The sequence below is a fragment of the Dietzia cercidiphylli genome (assembly GCF_039531545.1).
In the GTDB taxonomy this organism is placed as follows: Bacteria; Actinomycetota; Actinomycetes; order Mycobacteriales; family Mycobacteriaceae; genus Dietzia; species Dietzia natronolimnaea.
Genome location: NZ_BAAAQG010000007.1, coordinates 331,533 through 348,443, shown reverse-complemented (window position 1 = coordinate 348,443; position 16,911 = coordinate 331,533). Strand labels below are relative to the sequence as shown.

Annotated in this window: 12 protein-coding genes and 2 tRNA genes; 8 read left to right on the top strand and 6 right to left on the bottom strand. The window is 69.7% G+C overall.

Annotation, left to right across the window (positions count from 1 at the left end; translation table 11 throughout):
- Window positions 1-101: 101 nt before the first annotated feature.
- Window positions 102-983 (bottom strand): catechol 1,2-dioxygenase, encoded by an 882-nt coding sequence (catA, locus tag ABD250_RS07950; RefSeq protein WP_182659240.1) that lies wholly within the window; start codon window positions 981-983, stop codon window positions 102-104.
- A gap of 347 nt (window positions 984-1,330) precedes the next feature.
- Here catA and benA point away from each other — a divergent pair, with 347 nt between their 5' ends.
- The 7 genes from benA (at window position 1,331) to ABD250_RS07915 (ending at window position 11,973) form a co-directional block, all read left to right on the top strand.
- Window positions 1,331-2,773 carry a benzoate 1,2-dioxygenase large subunit gene (gene benA, locus ABD250_RS07945; protein WP_182616094.1) on the top strand — a complete coding sequence of 481 codons (1,443 nt, stop codon included), beginning with the start codon at window positions 1,331-1,333 and terminating at the stop codon, window positions 2,771-2,773.
- Window positions 2,774-2,904: 131 nt separating this feature from the next.
- Window positions 2,905-3,399, top strand: coding sequence for a benzoate 1,2-dioxygenase small subunit (benB, locus tag ABD250_RS07940; protein ID WP_182659244.1), 495 nt, complete (start codon window positions 2,905-2,907; stop codon window positions 3,397-3,399).
- Window positions 3,400-3,493: 94 nt separating this feature from the next.
- On the top strand, window positions 3,494-5,524 hold the full coding sequence (benC, locus tag ABD250_RS07935; RefSeq protein ID WP_344391618.1) for a benzoate 1,2-dioxygenase electron transfer component BenC: 2,031 nt from the start codon (window positions 3,494-3,496) through the stop codon (window positions 5,522-5,524).
- Window positions 5,521-6,354, top strand: a complete 834-nt coding sequence (locus ABD250_RS07930) for a 1,6-dihydroxycyclohexa-2,4-diene-1-carboxylate dehydrogenase (RefSeq protein WP_182659539.1) — start codon at window positions 5,521-5,523, stop codon at window positions 6,352-6,354. Before benC ends, ABD250_RS07930 begins: the two co-directional genes overlap by 4 nt.
- 63 nt (window positions 6,355-6,417) lie before the next feature.
- Entirely contained in the window at window positions 6,418-7,872 is a 1,455-nt protein-coding gene (locus tag ABD250_RS07925; RefSeq protein ID WP_344391615.1) for an MFS transporter, read from the top strand.
- Between the two features lie 4 nt (window positions 7,873-7,876).
- On the top strand, window positions 7,877-10,681 hold the full coding sequence (locus ABD250_RS07920) for a helix-turn-helix transcriptional regulator (RefSeq protein WP_344391613.1): 2,805 nt from the start codon (window positions 7,877-7,879) through the stop codon (window positions 10,679-10,681).
- A gap of 80 nt (window positions 10,682-10,761) precedes the next feature.
- Window positions 10,762-11,973, top strand: coding sequence for a benzoate/H(+) symporter BenE family transporter (locus ABD250_RS07915; protein WP_182658592.1), 1,212 nt, complete (start codon window positions 10,762-10,764; stop codon window positions 11,971-11,973).
- Window positions 11,974-11,979: 6 nt separating this feature from the next.
- Here ABD250_RS07915 and clpX read toward each other — a convergent pair whose 3' ends face one another.
- The 5 genes from clpX to ABD250_RS07890 form a co-directional block, all read right to left on the bottom strand.
- Window positions 11,980-13,248, bottom strand: coding sequence for an ATP-dependent Clp protease ATP-binding subunit ClpX (gene clpX, locus ABD250_RS07910; protein WP_182658588.1), 1,269 nt, complete (start codon window positions 13,246-13,248; stop codon window positions 11,980-11,982).
- Between the two features lie 147 nt (window positions 13,249-13,395).
- The gene (locus tag ABD250_RS07905; RefSeq protein WP_179526200.1) at window positions 13,396-14,019 is read right to left on the bottom strand and encodes an ATP-dependent Clp protease proteolytic subunit; all 624 of its coding nucleotides are present in this window, start codon (window positions 14,017-14,019) and stop codon (window positions 13,396-13,398) included.
- 71 nt (window positions 14,020-14,090) lie between these two features.
- Window positions 14,091-14,732: an ATP-dependent Clp protease proteolytic subunit gene (locus ABD250_RS07900; RefSeq protein ID WP_107748149.1), complete on the bottom strand. Its 642-nt coding sequence runs from the start codon at window positions 14,730-14,732 to the stop codon at window positions 14,091-14,093.
- Between the two features lie 240 nt (window positions 14,733-14,972).
- A complete protein-coding gene (tig, locus tag ABD250_RS07895) occupies window positions 14,973-16,379 on the bottom strand; it encodes a trigger factor (RefSeq protein WP_182658589.1) in 1,407 nt (468 codons plus the stop codon).
- 50 nt (window positions 16,380-16,429) lie between these two features.
- Window positions 16,430-16,506: transfer RNA gene (locus tag ABD250_RS07890), tRNA-Pro, on the bottom strand.
- Between the two features lie 198 nt (window positions 16,507-16,704).
- Here ABD250_RS07890 and ABD250_RS07885 point away from each other — a divergent pair.
- Window positions 16,705-16,778, top strand: a tRNA-Gly gene (locus ABD250_RS07885).
- Window positions 16,779-16,911 lie beyond the last annotated feature (133 nt).

Sequence of the window (16,911 nt, the reverse complement as noted above, 5' to 3'; positions counted from 1 at the left end):
TCGAGCCCTTCGTGTTGGTGGTCCGGCCGGATCGACCGCCGACGCCCCGGCCGCTCGTGGCGGCCGGGGCGGGCGGGGATTACAGACGAGGTCGTCGCCGGTCAGGCCACGAAACGCTTGTCGGAGACGGGGTCGAGGACGAAGTCGTAGACGACCTCGTCGATCCCGTCCGCGTTGGGCTTCGGGTCCAGGATCAGCTCGGGCTTGACGGCCCCGGCCACGTCGTCCTCGACCCACTTTCCACCCTGGAAGTACAGCTGGGTGGTGATGAGGCGCTTGCCCGGGGCGGTGACCTTCAGGTGCAGGTGCGCCGGACGCCACGGGTGGCCGCCGTAGCTGGCGATGAACTCACCGGTCGGGCCGTCGTGCGGGATCTGGTAGGGGGCCGGCTGGACGGTGGTGATGTGGAAGTTGCCCTCGGCGTCCGTGGTGAAGGTGCCGCGCAGGTTCCACTCCGGGATACCCAAGCCGTCGTCGAACTGCGAGTAGTAGCCGTCGGCGTCGGCGTGCCACAGCTCGACGGATGCACCCTCGATGCCCGTGCCGTCCAGGTCGCGGACCTGGCCCTTGAACACGAACTGCGTGCCCTTCTCGTCCTCGCGCATCGGCATGACGCCCTTGGCTCCGAGGTCCGGGGCGTCCGGCACGTAGTAGGGGCCCTCGATGGAGCCCTTGGTGCCGTTGAAGATGCGGCTGTTGGAGTCCTCGATGAAGTGCTCCAGGAAGACGTCCAGCCAGAGCGGCCACTCGCCACCCTCGCCGACCTCGATGAGCCACTGCTTGAGGACGCGGTACTCGTCGTAGGTCACCTCGTGCTCGAAGATCACCTCCGACAGCTTGGTGAGCACGTCCTTGTAGATGGCGGCCGCACGCTCGGTGGTCGTGTCGGACGTGAAGCGGCTGCCCTTGAACTTGTCCGTCGCGGCGGAGCCGGAGCCGGCGGCGGTGGGCACTGCGGTGGTGGGGACTGCGGTGGTGCTCATGACGCTCCCTGCGTGAGTGGGGGGACTGGATCGGGCCGGTGGACGATGCCCCGATCAGGGATCTCCGTCGGCCGATGCCCTCACTGTGCCCCCGGTAAAGGTGTGTCGTCAATCACCCGGCTATACATCCGTAGTGGGATTCCTGTACGCATCGCGCACCACATCGGCATGTTCCCGCAGATAGGCGTACGGATGCGAAGAATCTGTTCGCAGTGCGAACAATGGGCACCTAGGCACGACTAGGCACACCCCTAGTGTGACTCGCCCCACACTCGGGCACCGTTGGGGTCATCACGGCACCCGGTCACCTTCGAGGTGGCCCGCCCCGACCCCGCAAGGAGAACTCGATGTCCGATCGACTCGACCACCTGCAGCACACTCTCGACACCGCTCTGGAGGACCGTCCCGCCGAGGGCATCATCCGCGCGAACCGTCGTATCTTCACCGATGAGGAGTTGTTCGAACTCGAGATGACGCACATCTTCGAGGGGAACTGGGTCTACCTGGCACACGAGAGCCAGATCCCGAACGTCGGCGACTACTTCACCACCGACATCGGCCGCCAGCCCATCATGATCACCCGCGGCAGGGACGGAGAGCTCAACTGCCTGATCAATGCCTGCTCGCACCGCGGAGCGATGCTGTGCCGCCGCAAGACGGACAATCGCACCACCCTGACCTGCCCTTTCCACGGGTGGACGTTCTCCAACTCGGGGGAGCTGCTCAAGGTCAAGGACCCGCGTGACGCCGGCTACCCGGAGCAGTTCAACTCGGGCGGTTCCCACGACCTTCGCCGCGTGGCCCGGTTCGCCAACTATCGCGGGTTCCTCTTCGGCAGCCTGAACGCCGACGTCCTGCCGATCGAGGAGCACCTCGGGGACAGCCGGACCATCATCGACATGTTGGTCGACCAGTCCCCGGAGGGTCTGGAGGTCCTGCGTGGGTCCTCGACCTACACCTTCGACGGCAACTGGAAGCTCCAGGCCGAGAACGGCGCCGACGGATACCACGTCTCGGCGACCCACTGGAACTACGCGGCCACCACCGCCCGACGGGGTTCCGGCGAATCCAAGAACGAGACCAAGGCCATGGACGCCGGGACGTGGGGCAAGCAGGGCGGCGGCTACTGGTCGTTCGACCACGGTCACCTGTTGCTGTGGATGTGGTGGGGCAACCCCGAGGATCGTCCGCTGTGGGAACGCAGGGCGGAACTGGCCGAGCAGATCGGTGAGAAGAAGGCGGAGTTCATGGTCGGGGCCTCCCGCAACCTGTGCCTGTACCCCAACGTCTACCTGATGGACCAGTTCTCCAGTCAGATCCGGCACTTCAGGCCGATCTCGGTGGACAAGACCGAGGTGACGATCTACTGCATCGCCCCCAAGGGCGAGAGCGCCGAGGCACGCGCTGCCCGGATCCGCCAGTACGAGGACTTCTTCAACGCGACCGGTATGGCGACGCCGGACGATCTGGAGGAGTTCCGCTCCTGCCAGAAGACCTACCTGGCCAGCGCCGCTCCGTGGAACGACATGACCCGCGGATCCACCCACCAGGTCGCCGGCCCCGACGCCACCGCCCGAGGTCTGGGGATGGAGAACGTGCTCTCCTCCGGTGCCAAGACCGAGGACGAGGGCCTGTACCCGGTGCAGCACGGGTACTGGCTCGAGACCATGCGCCGCGCACTGGAGGCCGAGGAGCGCGCCGCCGCCGACGCGAACGCTGCAGCCGCGGACGTCGCAGCCGCGGGGAAGAACGGCGCGACGCCGAGCGTCACCGCGTCCGCCGCTCTCTGATCCGACCCGCGCTCCCCACGCCCACGCCCACGCCCACGCCCACGAAAGGACCGATCATGTCCGCACCCGCAGTATCTGGACCAACAGTGCCCGGAAAAACAGTGTCCGGAGAAGCAGTGTCCGCGACGCCAGTGGCGTCGATCTCCGTCGAGGATATCTCCGCCTTCCTCTTCCGCGAGGCCCGCCTCCTCGACGACCGGCAGTTCGAAGCATGGATCGAGTGCTATCGCGAGGACGCAATGTACTGGATGCCCGCCTGGGACGACGACGGCGAGCTCACCACGGACCCCTACTCCGAGATCTCGCTCATCTTCTATCCCAACCGGGCCGGCATCGAGGACCGGGTGTTCCGCATCCGTACCGACCGGTCGTCGTCCACCTCCCTGCCGGAACCCCGCACCGGCCACCTCATCAGCAATGTCGAGGTGACGGACAGGCGACCCGGCGAGGTCGACGTCCGCTTCAACTGGCTCTCCTCGTACGTCCGCTACAAGACCACCGACCAGTACTTCGGGACGTCCTTCTACACCCTCGACGTCACCGGGGAGTCCCCGCTGATCACCTACAAGAAGGTCGTCCTCAAGAACGACTACATCCACCACATCGTGGACGTCTACATGGTGTGACCCGCCACGCCATCGAGCCCGCCCCACCGGGGCGTCGACGACCACCGGTCCGCCCAGTGCGGCCGATCATGCCAGCGACAAGAAGTGAGATCCCATGAGTTACCAGGTGGCCCTGGGCTTCGAGGACGGTGTGACGCGCTTCATCACATGCGGCCCGTCGGAAACCGTCGCCGACGCCTCGTACAAGGCCCGAATCAACATCCCCCTCGACTGCCGCGACGGAGCGTGCGGCACCTGCAAATCACTGTGCGAGTCGGGAGACTTCGACGGCGGCGACTACATCGACGACGCCCTCACCGCGGCCGAGGCCGAGGCCGGCTACTGCCTGCCGTGCCAGATGGTCCCCCGCTCGGACCTGGTGGTCCAGATCCCCACCACCTCGGATGTGGCCAAGACGACCGCGGCCGCCCACCCGGCGACCGTCACGGCGGTCGAGCGTCTGGCCGAGGGCGCGTTCGCGCTGACCGTGGAGCTCGACGACCGGGGAGCCCTGGCGTTCCTGCCGGGGCAGTACGTGAACGTCTCGGTTCCCGGTACCGACCAGGTGCGCTCGTATTCGTTCTCGACCGGCCCGGACGACGACCGCCTGTCGTTCCTCATCAAGTACGCCCCCGGCGGCGCGATGTCCGAGTACCTGGCGCAGCGGTGCGCGGTGGGCGATCGGCTCGACCTCACGGGCCCGATGGGCAGCTTCTTCCTGCGCGAGTCACCGCGGCCGCTGCTACTGCTCGCGGGCGGCACCGGACTCGCGCCCGTCCTGTCGATTCTGGAGAGCCTCGCCGTCGCCGGTTCCGTGGACAGGCCGGTGCACCTGGTCTACGGGACGTCTCGCGACACCGACGTGGTGTACACCGACCTGCTCGACGACTACACGACACGGTTGCCGGGGATGACGTGGGACCTGGTCGTGTCCGACCCGGCCACGGCGTTCCCGAACACCGGATACGTCACCGGGTTGATCCGGCGCGAGCACCTCCACAACGGGACGGCCGACATCTACCTGTGCGGTCCGCCGCCGATGGTGGAGTCCGTCCGGACCTTCCTGGACACCGAGGGCCTCGAGGTGACGCACTTCTACTACGAGAAGTTCACCCCGGCCACCGTGGCGGGTGACGGGGCGGTGACAGCGGGCGTCGAGTCCGACGCCGCGACCCCCGTCGAGACGCCGGCGCCACCCGACCCCGCCACAGTCGCACCGGTCGCCGTCGACACCGCCGCCGCGCGCGACGACCGGGAGCCGGTCGCGATCACCACGATCACCGACGGGCTCGGCACAGCCGGGCCCGCCGCAGCCGAGCTCCCCGGGGCACCGATCGCAGCGCGACCCGTCGGCTACCAACCGCGCACTCCGGGCCTGTTCCGCTCCCCCGTCGCCAGGTCGCGCGGTCCGGAAGGCCCGCAGCCGGCCATCGCCGCCCGACCGGTCGGGTTCGAGTCCCGTGTCCCGGGTGTGTTCGGGCCCGGGTACTCACCGGGACCGGCGGCCGAGGAGACGACCTCGCCCATCGCCGCCCGACCGGTGGGATACATCCCTCGGCCCGTGACGCTGCAGCCCGTCCTCCCGACCTCCGTCGCGAGGACGACGTCGTCGTCCCTCTTGCTGTCCGGCGGCGAGCGGTCCGAGACCATCACGTCCTCGACCGGTGTCGTCAGCGGCGAGGTGCATCCCGGGATCACCCACTCGGACGCCCAGTTCGACGCCCGGATGGCGCTCGAACTCGGAGCCGTCGAGCTCACCATGGGTCGGCTCGACGCCACTCGCCTCGCGGAGTTCCGCATGCTCGCCGAGTCGGCCAACCAGTACATCCACGGCGATCGCTTCCTCGACCCGGCGCGCTTCACCGCTGCCAACGCCCAGTTCCACGAGTACCTCTTCCGGTGCACGGGCAACGAGGCACTCCTGCAGGCGTACCGGATCCTGGAGGTCACCCGGGTGATGAACAGCGTCCTCCCGGACGCCCGCTGGGTGTCGGAGGACATCGTGCCGGAGCACCTCGAGATCGTGACCGCGTTCGAGAACGGTGATCGCGACGCGGCGCGCTACCTGATCCGGCGCCACACCGAACACGCCAAGGCGACCATGCGGGCCGCGCTCGCCGACACGTCCGTCGGGGCGGCGTCATGAGCGCCCCGGTCGGTGACCACGACGCCGTCCCACCCGTCCTCTCCCCCGGACGTTTCGACGGGCTGTCCGTCCTGGTCACCGGAGCGGTTCAGGGAATCGGTCGTGCGGTCGCCGACCGGGTCGCCCGGGAAGGCGCGCTCGTCACCGCCGTCGACCGTGCGGAGGCGATCACCGAGGTCGCCGAGGAACTGACCGCCGTGTCGCCGGACGGCCACAGGGTGACCCCCGTGGTCGCCGACCTCGAGACATTCCAGGGCGCACAATTCGCGGCCGACGCCGCACTCTCCACCCACGGCCGGATCGACGTACTGATCAACAACGTCGGTGGCACGATCTGGGCCCGGCCCTACCACGAGTACTCGCCGGAGCAGATCGAGAAGGAAGTGCGCCGTTCACTCTTCCCCACGTTGTGGATGTGCCGGGCCGTCCTCCCGTCGATGGTGTCCGTCGCGACCGGCACCATCGTCAACGTGTCCTCGGTGGCCACGCGCGGCGTCAACCGGGTCCCCTACGCGGCGTCCAAGGGCGGAGTGAACGGACTGACCACAGCCCTCGCGCTCGAGGCGGCTCCCCACGGGATCCGGGTGGTGGCCACCGCTCCCGGCGGAACGCTCGCCCCGGAGCGCCGCATCCCCCGCGGCGGTGACGCCCGGACCGACGAGGAGAAGCGCTGGTACCAGCAGATCGTGGACCAGACCGTCGACTCCACCGCGCTCGGTCGCTACGGCGACCTCCACGAACAGGCCGCCCCGATCTGCTTCCTGGCCTCCCCCGAGGCGTCGTACATCACCGGGTCGGTCCTCCCGGTCGCCGGCGGGGACCAGGGCTGACCGCCCGCCCCGCCACTGCTCCCACCCATCCCCATCCCACCCATCCCCCATCGGAGGTCCACCGTGACCGAGAAGACCGCAACCACAGCCGACGTCTGGGAGTCCCCCGCGCATCGGCGAACCGTCTACGGGGTCCTGGCCGTCGTCGCGCTGGCCATCCTCTTCGACGGCTACGACCTCGTCATCTACGGCGCGATCCTGCCCACGCTCATGGCGGACCCCGGCCAGATCGGCCACCTCGGTGCCGCTCAGGCCGGCGCCCTGGGCTCGTACGCCCTCGTCGGAGTGATGATCGGGGCGCTGAGCGCGGGCGCCGTCGGAGACCGCATCGGCCGTCGGAAGATCATGCTCGGCTCGATCGCCTGGTTCTCGGTGGGCATGGCCGCCACCTCCTTCGCGCAGAACATCACGACGTTCGGGATCCTTCGCCTGCTCACCGGCCTCGGCATCGGCGCGATCGTCGCCACCGCCGGTGCGATCATCGCCGAGTTCGCCCCCGCGGGGCGGCGGAACCTGTTCAACGCCGTGGTCTACAGCGGTATCCCCGCCGGCGGAGTCCTCGCCTCGGCCCTCGCGATGCTGCTGCGCGACCACATCGGGTGGCGGGGACTCTTCCTCATCGGCGCACTGCCACTCGTCATCGTCCTGCCCTACGCGTGGTACGCCCTGCCCGAGTCGCCCCGCTGGCTCTCCTCGCGGGGACGCACCGACGAGGCCCTCGCCCTGTGTTCCGCCCGAGGATTGCCGATCAACTCCTTCATCGACGCCCCCGCCGAGACCTCTGACGACGCCGGCTCCGACGGGTCCGGCGCAGCGGGCACCGCCGCAGCGTCGCCCACCGGATTCGCCGGGTTGGTGACCCCGGCCTATCGACTCGGCACCCTCCTGCTCGGGTTCATGAGTTTCGCCGGACTCCTCCTGACCTACGGGCTGAACACCTGGCTACCGACGATCATGGAGTCGTACGGTATCGACGCCAAGAGTTCCCTCGGTTTCCTCCTGGTCCTCAACGGCGGTGCCATCGCCGGCGGGCTGGCCGCGTCGCGGTTGGCCGACCTGCACGGCCCGCGCGTGATCGTGGCCTGCTCCTTCCTCCTGGCCACGTCCGCCCTGGTCGCCGTGACCCTCTCCCCGCCGATCGCGCTGATGATCCTGCTCGTCGCCGCGGCGGGGATGGGCACCATCGGGACCCAGGTACTCGTCTACGGTTTCGTCTCGAACTACTACGAGACCGGTTCCCGCGCCGCGGGCGTGGCCTGGTGCGCGGGTTTCGGGCGCCTGGGCGGAATTCTCGGTCCGGTCATCGGCGGCCTTCTCGTCGCCGCGGGCCTCCAGGCGGAGACCTCGTTCCTCGTCTTCGCGGGCGTCGCCCTGGTCGGGGCCGTGATCACCCTCGCCGTCCCGCGCTCGCCGGGCCTGGTCGCCCAGGTCCCCGACACCCTCATCGGCGCCGGTCCCGACGGCAGGTCCGACGGTTCTCGGGAACGGATCGAGACCCCGGCGGCCGACCTACGCTGAGGTCATGACCACCATGCCCTCCCTCATCCCCCGCCACGGTCACCACCGCGTCGTGGAACGACTCCGTGAGCTCCACGACGCGGTGGTGGACCGCGGGTCGTCAGTGGTCCTGGTGACCGCCCCGTACGGTGCGGGCAAGAGTCACCTGGTCGACACCCTGCTCACCGGAACCACCGGCGTGACCACGGTGCTGACCAGGGCGTTGCCGTGGGAACACGACGTCCGGTGGGTGATCGCGGACCGGATCCTCCGGCGACTTCCCCCGGTCGCCCCGCCGGGTGACGGCGAGACGCCCGGTCCGGCCGGGGTCGAGCGGACCGGGTCCCGGGTGGTCGACGAGCTCGACGCCGCGCTCGGGGGCGCCGGCGCCGGGACGGTCATCGTGATCGACGACGCCGACCACGCCGATCCAGGATCCCTCCGCGCACTCGGATCGGCTCTCGAGACCTCCGTCGACGGTGCGGTTCTCCTGGTCCTCACCGCAGGGAACCCCTCGGAGGGGCCGTCCGCGGACCTGTGTTCCACCCTCGCCCGCGAGATCCTGCACCTCGGGGCACTCGACCACTCCGAGATCCGGGCTCTGGCCGCAGCCCGCACCGGGCGGGAACCGTCCGCGGCCGCGGCCCGAAGGATCCTGGACTACACCGGTGGAGCCGCCGACGCGGTGGCCGCGGTCGTCGACGAGGCCTCCGAATCCTGGTGGACCAGCCCGTTCTCACCCCCGCCGCTGCCCGCCTCGGTCGAGCTGGAGGCCGGGGCCCAGCTCGCGGGGTTGGAACCCGGAGACCGCGCAGTGGTCGAGGCCGCGGCCGTCCTTCCCCCGCCCGTCCTACTGGAGTCCCTCTCCGACCTCGTCGCCGCCCGACCGGGCGGATCCGGCGCGGCCGGGACGGTGCTGGGCGCCCTCGACGCCGCGCACCGGGCCGGGATGCTCCGCGTGGACCTCTCCCCCGGCGCCGCCGCGCTCACGTTCCGCTCGCCACTCGTCCGTACGGCGGTCCTCCGCCTCATCCCACCCCGCGAGCTGCTCTCCCTGCACACCGTCGCGGCCGGGCTCGCGGAGGTCGAGGACCCCGACGCCGCCCTCGACCACCTGGCGGCCACCTCGACCGGGCCGGATCCCGAGCTCTGCCGCATGCTGCGGGAGCGGGCGAGGGCGCACGCCAGGTCCGGACACTGGAGCGCCGCGGGCCACGCCTACCTCACTGCGGCGGCGCTCACCGCGGACCACGACGAGGCGCGGGGCCTACACATCGACGGCATCGACGCGCTCCTCGGGGCGGGGCGGATCAGCGAGGCCGCGGCTCTGTCCCACACGCTGGACCGTGTCCGGCCCGACCCCCGCCGCGATGCCGTCCTCGGTTCGCTCGCGCTGCACCTGGGTCACGCGGGAGAGGCGGAGTCGCTCCTCCGGCGAGCCCTCGACGCCGGGTCGACCGGTGGTCCCGATGTGACCGCCCCCGACCCTGTCGCCCTCGCCCAGAAGTTCGTGGTGCACTCACTGTGCCTGTGGCGCCCCGACCAGCTGAGGCACTGGGCCGGGGTCGTCATCGGGGGCGCCCTTCCCGACCAACCGGAGGTCGAGGAGGCCCGGGCCATCACCGTCCTGGGCGAGGCGATCGACGCCACCCCGGGGGCCGGCGTCGCCGACGAGGGCCGGATCGGTGCTCTCGCCCCCGCCGTGGCCCAGCGCTTCGAGATGGCCTCCGGATGGATCGCGCTCGCCCATGACGATCTCGAGACGGCCCGCCGCCGCCTGGGCTCGGCCGTCCCGACGGCCGACGTCTCCGGTTCCGCGCGGATCTCATTGTGGGCCCAGGCGTGGCTCGCACGCACCCATCTGCTCCGGGGGGACTGGGACGAGGCGCTCCGGGTCGTCGACACCGCCGCCCGACGTCTCGAGGACCTCGAGCTGGACCTGCTCGCCCCGGTGATCCACTGGTCCGGCGCCATCATCAGGTCCATGCGCGGCGACCACCTGGGGGCGGCCGCACACCTGAGGCACCTCACCACCACCGCGGACGCCTACCCGGTGCAGATCATCCCCTCCGCCATGGGGCGCATGCAGGTCGCCGCCGCCGCCGGTGACTACACCTCGGTGCGACGGGCCGCCGAACCGCTGCACGCCCTGTCCCTCCGGCTCGACATCGACCAGCCTGGCTTCTGGCCGTGGCACGATCTCTACGCCCACTCCCTCGTCCTGGCCGGCCGGCTCGAGGACGCCGAGGCGCTCATCGGCCCCCCTGAACAGCGAGCCGTGGAGCTCGGCCACCGGTCCACCCAGGCCAGGCTCGGCGCCGTCCGCTCCCGGATCGCCGCCGTCCGCGGGGACGTGGAGGAATGCTCCCGCATCTTCCACCGGAGCCTGGAATACCTCGACGGACTGGCGATGCCGTACTACTCCGCACAGATGCACTTCGGGTTCGGCCAGACCCTCCGACGGGCCGGTCGGCGCCGCGAGGCCCACCTCGCCCTCGGGACCGCCCGAGACCTCTACGAACAACTCGGCGCCCATGCCTACGTCGAGCGCTGTGAGCGGGAGCGCCGCGCCGGGGGCGTCGACGTGGCCCGCGCGGTCGGCAACTCCACCCTCACCCCGCAGGAACGGGCCGTGGCCACCCTCGTCGCGGCGGGGCGGACCAACGCCCAGGCCGCCGAGGAGCTGTTCCTCAGCGTCAAGACGATCCAGTACCACCTCACCCGCATCTACTCGAAGCTCGGGATCAACGGCCGCACCGAGTTGGCGGCCCACGTCGCCAGGTCCCGCCACCCGTTCGGGCCCGACCCCGACGAGTCAGGAGTCCCGTGACCACCGACAGCGCCCCCACCGACGGTCGGAGCCGGGACACCGACGCCCCGGCGGGAGACCCGTCCCGGACCACCGCACCGCTGCCGATCGAGATCCCCCGTCACCGCCGGCCCTCGCCGCGGCAGGTTCTCGCGGACCTGGGCCCCAGAGAATGTGCCAACGCCCTCATCGCGCTGATCTTCTCCGCGACCGGCCCCGTCGCCGTGATCCTGGCCGCGGGAGAACAGGGCGGGTTGTCCCCGCAGGAACTGTCCTCGTGGATCTTCGGGGTGTTCTTCGCCAACGGCATCCTCACCATTCTCATGAGCTGGATCTACCGGACCCCGTTGGCGTTCTTCTGGACCATCCCCGGCACCGTGATCGTGGGCAACTCGCTCGGACACCTTCGGTGGTCGGAGGTACTCGGCGCCTACGTCATCACGGGCGTGGTGATCCTGCTGATCGGCCTCAGCGGGGTCGCGCGCAGGGTCATGGACTGGATACCGATGCCCCTGATCATGGCCATGGTGGCCGGGGTGTTCCTCCGGTTCGGCCTCGGCCTGGTCGACGCGGTGTGGACCTCCGCCGCCGTGGCCCTGCCCATGGTGGTGGCCTTCCTCGCCGTCGGGGCCCTTCCGCGGGTGGCCCGGGTGGTCCCGCCCATCCTCGCCGCGATGCTGGTGGGGATCATCGCGGTGATACTCGACGGCGGGTTGTCGCGGGGAGTCCTGGACGACGGGCTGTTCGCCGTACCCATGGCGCAGGGGCCGGAGTTCACCGTCCGCGGTCTCACCGAGTTGGTGGCCCCCCTGGCCATCACCGTGCTCGTCGTCCAGAACGGCCAGGGGGTCGGGGTTCTCCGTGCCAAGGGGCACCATCCGCCGGTGAACGCCTGCGCCGTGGCCTGCGGGATCTGGTCTCTGCTGGTCTCCGCGATCGGCGGGGTCTCCACGTGCCTGACCGGACCGACCAACGCGCTGCTCGTCTCATCCGGGGAGCCCCGCCGGCACTACGCGGCCGCGATCGGCACTGGCGGACTCGCCCTGATCGTGGGGGTGCTCTCCCCCGCGTTCGTCGGCCTCATGGTCGGGACGCCGGCGGCCTTCGTCGCGGCGCTCGGCGGGCTGGCGATGCTGGCGCCACTGCAGTCGGCGTTCGTCACGGCGTTCCGGACCGACCGCGCGTTGGGGCCGCTGGTGTGTCTGCTGGTGACGGTGGCTGACGTGTCCCTGCTCGGGATCTCCGCGCCGTTCTGGGGGATCGTCCTGGGACTCGCGGTGTCGGCGCTGCTGGAGCGCCGCACCACGAGCTGACGGGTCCTACGCCGACTTCTCCCGGGGCTCGGAGTCGGAGAACGGGACGATCGTCGGCAGCACGTTGTGGAGCACCGTCTCGCCGGTGACCACCACGCGGGCGACGTCGTCACGTCCGGGGATGTCGTACATGACCGGCAGGAGGACCTCCTCCATGATGGCGCGCAGTCCACGGGCGCCGGTGCCGCGCAGGATCGCCTGATCGGCCACGGCCTCGAGGGCATCCGTGGTGAACTCCAACTCGACGCCGTCCATCTCGAAGAGCCGGGCGTACTGCTTGACGAGCGCGTTCTTGGGCTCGCTGAGGATGTTGACCAGCGCCTCGCGGTCCAGGCTCGTCACCGTCGCCACGACCGGCAGGCGCCCGATGAACTCGGGGATCAGCCCGTACTTCACCAGATCCTCGGGCATGACCTCGGCGAAGTTCTCGGTGGTGTCCAGGGAGCTCTTGCTGGCCACCTCGGCCCCGAAGCCCATCCCCTTGCGACCCACGCGGTCACCGACGATCTTCTCCAGGCCCTGGAAGGCCCCGGCGACGATGAACAGCACGTTGGACGTGTCGATCTGGATGAACTCCTGGTGCGGGTGCTTGCGTCCACCCTGCGGGGGCACCGACGCCTGCGTACCCTCGAGGATCTTCAGCAGCGCCTGCTGGACGCCCTCGCCGGACACGTCGCGGGTGATCGACGGGTTCTCGGCCTTGCGGGCGATCTTGTCGACCTCGTCGATGTAGATGATGCCCATCTCGGCACGCTTGGTGTCGTAGTCCGCGGCCTGGATGAGCTTGAGGAGGATGTTCTCCACGTCCTCGCCGACGTAGCCGGCCTCGGTCAGCGCGGTGGCGTCGGCGATGGCGAACGGGACGTTGAGCATCTTGGCCAGCGTCTGGGCCAGATAGGTCTTGCCACACCCGGTCGGACCCAGCATGAGGATGTTGGACTTGGCCAGCTCGACGGCGTCACCGCGACCGAGGGAGGCCCCCACGCGGATGCGCTTGTAGTGGTTGTAGACGGCCACCGCCAGGTTCCGCTTGGCGGCGTCCTGTCCCACCACGTACTCGTCAAGGAACGCGTGGATCTCCGACGGCTTGGGCAGCTCGTCGAGTGCCGAGTCCTGCGAGTCCTCGACCTCGGACTCGATGATCTCGTTGCACAGCTCGATGCACTCGTCGCAGATGTAGACCCCCGGACCGGCGATCAGCTTTTTGACCTGCTTCTGGCTCTTCCCACAGAAGGAACACTTCAACAGGTCGCCGCTCTCACCCACACGTGCCATGAGTTCTACGTCCTCGCATTCCAGGGGCCCGGATTCACACCCCGTAGTCGACGGTACGCGGGAGGGCCGACAATTCCGACCCCCCGCGCGATCAGTTCATTGGACCTGACGGCGCACCGCTACCCACTACGGCGCGCCGCCCGGACGTCAGTTGGTCGACGACAGCTTCCGGTAGTCGAACACGGTGTCGATGATCCCGTAGTCCTTGGCCTCGGCGGCCGTGAGGATCTTGTCGCGATCGGTGTCCTTGCGGATCTTGTCCGCCTCGTGGCCGGTGTGCAGCGCCAGGGTCGTCTCCATGAGGCGACGCATGCGCTCGATCTCCGCGGCCTGGATCTCCAGGTCCGAGACCTGCCCCTGGATCCCGCCGGTGGCGGGCTGGTGGATGAGGATGCGGGCGTTGGGCAGGGCGGCCCGCTTGCCCTTGGTGCCCGCGGCGAGCAGGACCGCGGCCGCCGAGGCCGCCTGCCCCAGGCACACAGTCACGATGTCGGGACGCACGTACTGCATCGTGTCGTAGATCGCCATGAGCGAGGTGAACGACCCACCGGGCGAGTTGATGTACATGGTGATGTCGCGGTCCGGATCCTGGCCCTCGAGGACGAGGAGCTGGGCCATGATGTCGTTCGCCGAGGCGTCGTCGACCTGGGTACCCAGGAAGATGATCCGCTCCTCGAAGAGCTTGTTGTACGGGTTGGACTCCTTGACGCCGTAGCTCGAGTGCTCGACGAAGGAGGGCAGGATGTAGCGCGAGGTCGGCAGTGAGGTCATCGGTGACTCCGTGGTGGTGTGCGGGGCGGGCTGGGCTGCGGGAGCGCTCCCGTGGGCGACGGGTTCGATGGTCACGACGGCGAGGTTCCACCGGTCTGGGAGGCGCGCGCGATCACGTGATCGACGAAGCCGTACTCCTTGGCCGCCTCGGCGGTGAACCACCGGTCACGGTCCGAGTCCTCGGTGACCTGCTCGAACGACTGGCCCGTGTGCTGGGCGATGAGCTCGGCCATCTCGCGCTTGGTGGCGGCGTACTGCTCGGCCTGGATCGCGATGTCGGCGGCCGAGCCACCGACGCCGGCGGACGGCTGGTGCATCATGATCTTGGCGTGCGGCAACGCGTAGCGCTTGCCCTTGGTCCCGGCGGTCAGCAGGAACTGGCCCATCGAGGCCGCCAGGCCCATGCCGTACGTCGCCACGTCGCACTCGACGAACTGCATCGTGTCGTAGATCGCCATCCCGGCCGTCACGGAGCCGCCGGGCGAGTTGATGTACATGGCGATGTCGCGGGTGGGGTCCTCCGCCGCGAGCAGCAGGATCTGCGCGCAGAGGCGGTTGGAGATGTCGTCGTCCACCTGGGACCCCAGGAAGATGATCCGCTCCTGCAGGAGACGCTCGTACACCGAGTCGCCGAGCGTCAACCCGTGGGATCCGGGCGAGCTGAGGGCGGGCTGCGTCGAACCGGGCTGTGCCGCTGAACCGTTCTGGGCCACGGGGTACCTACCTTCGCTGATCGTCTCACCGCTCCCGCGGTGCCCGGCCGTCCGGCGGCCGGGTATCCGTTACGTCAAACAGTAACCAACACCCACGACGGAACCGTCCCGACGGGGCGGGTGTTCGCTCTCAGCGTCGCCGTCCGCCGCCGCCGCCGCGGGCGCCGTCGACGTGAACGACGGAGCCGGGGACCACCGTCGGGTGGTCCCCGGCTCCGGGGGTGGTTCAGGCGGTGACGGTCAGGCGTCGTCGCCCTTGCCGTCGGTGGTCTCGGTCTCGGCCTCGGCGGCCTCCGCACCCTCGGCGGAGTCGGTGGCCTCCTCCTCACGCGAGCCGAAGAACTCGGTGGTGTCGACCGTGTTGCCCTCGGTGTCCGTGACGTTCGCCTGGACGATCACGTCGGCCAGGGCCTTGGAGCGCCGCACATCGGAGAACAGCGACCCGAGCTGGCCGGCCTGCTGGATCTGCTGCACGAACTGGTTCGGGTCCATGCCGTAGCGCTGGGCCTGGAACATGATGTGCTGCGTGAGCTCCTCCTGCGAGACCTCGGTCGAGGCGTCCTCGGCCACGGCGTCCAGCAGCAGCTGGCTGCGGATGGCGCGCGCGGCGCCCTCGCGGGTCTCGGCCTCGAAGGTCTCGCGGTCGGTGCCCTCGGCGGCCAGCGCCTGGTCGAGGATCCCGGGGTCCCCACCGAACTGGTCGATGAGCTGGTGCATCTGCGCGTGCGCCTCGGACTCGACGAGGGACTCCGGGGTCGGGATCTCGGTGGCCTCGATCAGCGCGTCCAGGACCTTGTCGCGGATCTCGCCGGCGAGGCCGGCCTTGGCCTGCTGCGCCACCTTCTCCGTGAGGTCGGCCTTGAGCTCGTCGAGGGTGTCGAACTCGCTGGCCATCTGCGCGAACTCGTCGTCGGCGTCGGGGAGCTCGCGCTCCTTGACGGACTGGACGGTCACGGTGATGACCGCCTCCTTGCCGGCGTGGTCGCCCGCGACGAGGGAGGAGGTGAACTCCTTGGACTCGCCGGCCTTGAGGCCCTCGGCGGCGTCGTCGAGGCCCTCGACGAGCGTGCCGGAACCGAGCTCGTAGGACAGGCCCTCGGTCGAGGCCTCGTCGACGGGCTCGCCGTCGACGGTGGCGGCCAGGTCCACCGAGAGGAAGTCGCCCTTCTCGGCACCGCGCTCGACGCCCTTGAGGGTGCCGAAGCGGGCGCGGAGGTTGTCGAGCTCGGTCTCCACCGCCGCCTCGTCGGTGGCGGGGGCCTCGACGGTGACCGCCAGGTCCGAGTAGGTCGGGAGGGTGATCTCCGGGCGCACGTCCACCTCGGCGGTGAACTCCACGACGTCGCCGTCCTCGAGCTTGGTCACCTCGATCTCCGGCTGCGCGAGGACCTTGAGGTCGTGCTCGTCGACGGCCTGGCCGTAGCGGGTCGGGATCATGTCGTTGATGACCTGCTCCAGGACCGCCGGGCGACCGATCCGCGCCTCGAGGAGCTTGGCCGGGGCCTTGCCCGGGCGGAAGCCGGCGATGTTGACCTGGCCGGCGAGCGACTTGTACGCCTTGGTGAAGTCCGGCTCGAGCTCAGCGAACGGCACCTCCACCGTGACCTTGACCCGGGTCGGGTTCAGCTGCTCGACAGTGCTCTTCACGGTGATGATCTCCTAGGAAAGTCGTGTGGGGTTCGTGTTTCGGGCTCCGCTGGTCGGGATGACAGGATTCGAACCTGCGACCCTCCGCTCCCAAAGCGGATGCGCTACCAAGCTGCGCCACATCCCGGTGAGTCGCGCGACCGACCACCCCGCGCCGTACGCGGGAAACCTGCCGGGCCGCCAAACCAACTCGCCCAGTGTACGACAGTGCCGCATCACGGCAGATTCCGAGTTGGCGGGCCGGGAGTTGGGAGCGCCGCACCGGTCCGGTAGTGTTGTCCCAGCGCGAGCGAGACGAGGGGGAAACCCCAGGTCAGCCGCCGATGCGGGCGTAGCTTAATGGTAAAGCCCCTGCCTTCCAAGCAGGCTACGCGGGTTCGATTCCCGTCGCCCGCTCCACACGACGCCCCCGCGACGCCCTCCCGGCGCTCCCGAGGATGGCGTCTCGCGGTAGCGCCTGTTCGATCGGATCCCAGCCGCCCCTGGGCATGGCGTCTCGCGGTAGCGCCTGTTCGATCAGATTGCAGCCGCC

Coding starts and splice junctions, on each gene's coding strand:
- ABD250_RS07930 (WP_182659539.1), top strand. CDS start 5,521: ATGAGCGCCCCGGTCGGTGACCACGACGCCGTCCCACCCGTCCTCTCC.
- ABD250_RS07920 (WP_344391613.1), top strand. CDS start 7,877: ATGACCACCATGCCCTCCCTCATCCCCCGCCACGGTCACCACCGCGTC.
- benC (WP_344391618.1), top strand. CDS start 3,494: ATGAGTTACCAGGTGGCCCTGGGCTTCGAGGACGGTGTGACGCGCTTC.
- benA (WP_182616094.1), top strand. CDS start 1,331: ATGTCCGATCGACTCGACCACCTGCAGCACACTCTCGACACCGCTCTG.
- clpX (WP_182658588.1), bottom strand. CDS start 13,248: ATGGCACGTGTGGGTGAGAGCGGCGACCTGTTGAAGTGTTCCTTCTGT.
- ABD250_RS07905 (WP_179526200.1), bottom strand. CDS start 14,019: ATGACCTCACTGCCGACCTCGCGCTACATCCTGCCCTCCTTCGTCGAG.
- catA (WP_182659240.1), bottom strand. CDS start 983: ATGAGCACCACCGCAGTCCCCACCACCGCAGTGCCCACCGCCGCCGGC.